Source organism: Piscicoccus intestinalis NBRC 104926, from assembly GCF_001515525.1.
Taxonomy (GTDB): domain Bacteria; phylum Actinomycetota; class Actinomycetes; order Actinomycetales; family Dermatophilaceae; genus Kineosphaera; species Kineosphaera intestinalis.
The window spans coordinates 1-1,652 of record NZ_BCNQ01000288.1 but is presented as its reverse complement, the minus strand read 5'-3'; the positions used below and the strand labels follow the sequence as shown (position 1 = coordinate 1,652).

The 1,652-nt window shown below is 62.8% G+C and carries 2 protein-coding genes; both read right to left on the bottom strand.

From position 1 onward, the window contains the following. Window positions 1–718, bottom strand: a 718-nt coding sequence (locus PINTE_RS21270) for a hypothetical protein (RefSeq protein ID WP_157087450.1), incomplete at its 3' end; no start/stop codon positions are given. Window positions 719–1,051: 333 nt separating this feature from the next. Next, window positions 1,052–1,606 carry a hypothetical protein gene (locus tag PINTE_RS21265; protein WP_157087449.1) on the bottom strand — a complete coding sequence of 185 codons (555 nt, stop codon included), beginning with the start codon at window positions 1,604–1,606 and terminating at the stop codon, window positions 1,052–1,054. Window positions 1,607–1,652 lie beyond the last annotated feature (46 nt).

Here is a 1,652-nt window from a genome sequence, read left to right as displayed (position 1 = left end):
CAGAGCCGTGTTTCACGGCGAAACTGGCGGTTGTGAAGAGTCCGGATGACGGTGCGAGCAGCGCTGTGAGTGGCTCGTTGATGAAGTCGTCCCACACGATGAACAGCACCGAGCGGAAGCCAGGGTCGGATTCTCGGAATCCCTGGAACTTCTCGTCCGCCGACTCCAGGAACGACTTGACGGGGTTGTCGCGGGGCTTGGTCACTCCACCGGCAAGGGAGTCGAGCGCGACGACGTCTCGTGCATTCACCTGCCACCGATTCTGTCCGCGCTCCGCGCTGTGCTTCTCAAGATTGGGGGACTTCACCTCCACACCGAGCGAGCCCGTCGTGGCCAGATGGATCACCACCTCGGGGTTCTTCTTCGACCTCCCGGCGGTGGGTTCCATCTCGAACGTCGCTGGGGTAGGCCATTCATGTTGTACGAGGTGATCGATGACGAGCACTTCAGCGAGCAGCTGCAAGATGGTGTTGTAGTCGTCCGGGTTCTTCTCGCGCCCGTGTATCTGCTCCAGCCGGGAGATCATCGCCTCCGCGTAGCCGGGCATAAACTCGTCAGCGCGAATGAGAGCCCCGAGAAAGCGAGGCGTGAAGGAGATGGATCCAAGCGTGCCACGCCTGAAGTGGTAGTTCAGCCAGTGCCAGCTGGTGCCGATGGGGCCTGATAGCGCGCGGTCCCACAGAGCGTTGAACCTGTCGAATACGTCACTGCGCTCCATGTGAGGACGGTAGCGTCAAGTCGACTTCGGGACGTGCGCAAGCCGTAGGAGCATGCCGGCGGGGTGGCCGCGTCGACGCCTCCTGGTACGGACGTGGTGGCGCGCGGCGTGGACCGGTGAGCGTGTTTCACCCGTAGGGCGAGGCGAGACCCGTGGATGTAGACGTAGTTTGAACACCACGGCGTCGGAGGGGCTTCATGTGCAAAGTAACCCCCATGGCGGTGTGCAAAGTAGGGCGCATCTCGACAGCTGCTGTTGTCGAGATGCGCGTGTCTTGCAAGAACGACCGTTGATTCTCAGAAGTAGCCGACAGTGTGCGAGCACGGCGTCTGATCAGAAGGCGGCGAGCCTGTCCTCCCGATCCTGGGCAGGACCTTCGCTCGGTGGGGTCACGACGTAGCCGAGTTCCTCGAGCACCCGGACCGCCTCGCTGGGACAGTCGCGAACGGCGGCTCCCGTCTGGTGCCGTCGCCAATGCACTCGGTTAGCGCGGAGCACCTCGGGCCAAGTTTTGCCGGGAATGGCGCCGAACTCCTCCTCGATCATCTGTAGGACGTCCTCCAGCGTTGGCCGGAACCGATGGCCGCCCGTGGGGAAGTGAATCCGCGACATGCGTGCCGACTCAAGCTCGGCATCCGGAGCGGCTTGGCGGCGTGAAGCCCCTGATACAGCGGCCAAGGTCATCACACGCGTGAACTGATCGCGGTGAGCGTGAACGTGCAAGTGCCCTGCGGGCAATCCGTCTCCCTGATCGTGGACATACTCATACCGGAAGAGGGGGTCGCCCTTGGGGCGGCGGCCGGCGTAGACCGCAACTTTGGAACTCAACACCTTGAGGTAATGCCCGGAGCCGTCGAGCTCGCAACGGTAGGTCACCTCAAGCGCCAAGCTTCCAACTTGACCGGGATCACGATGCCGTCCGTGTCATCAGACC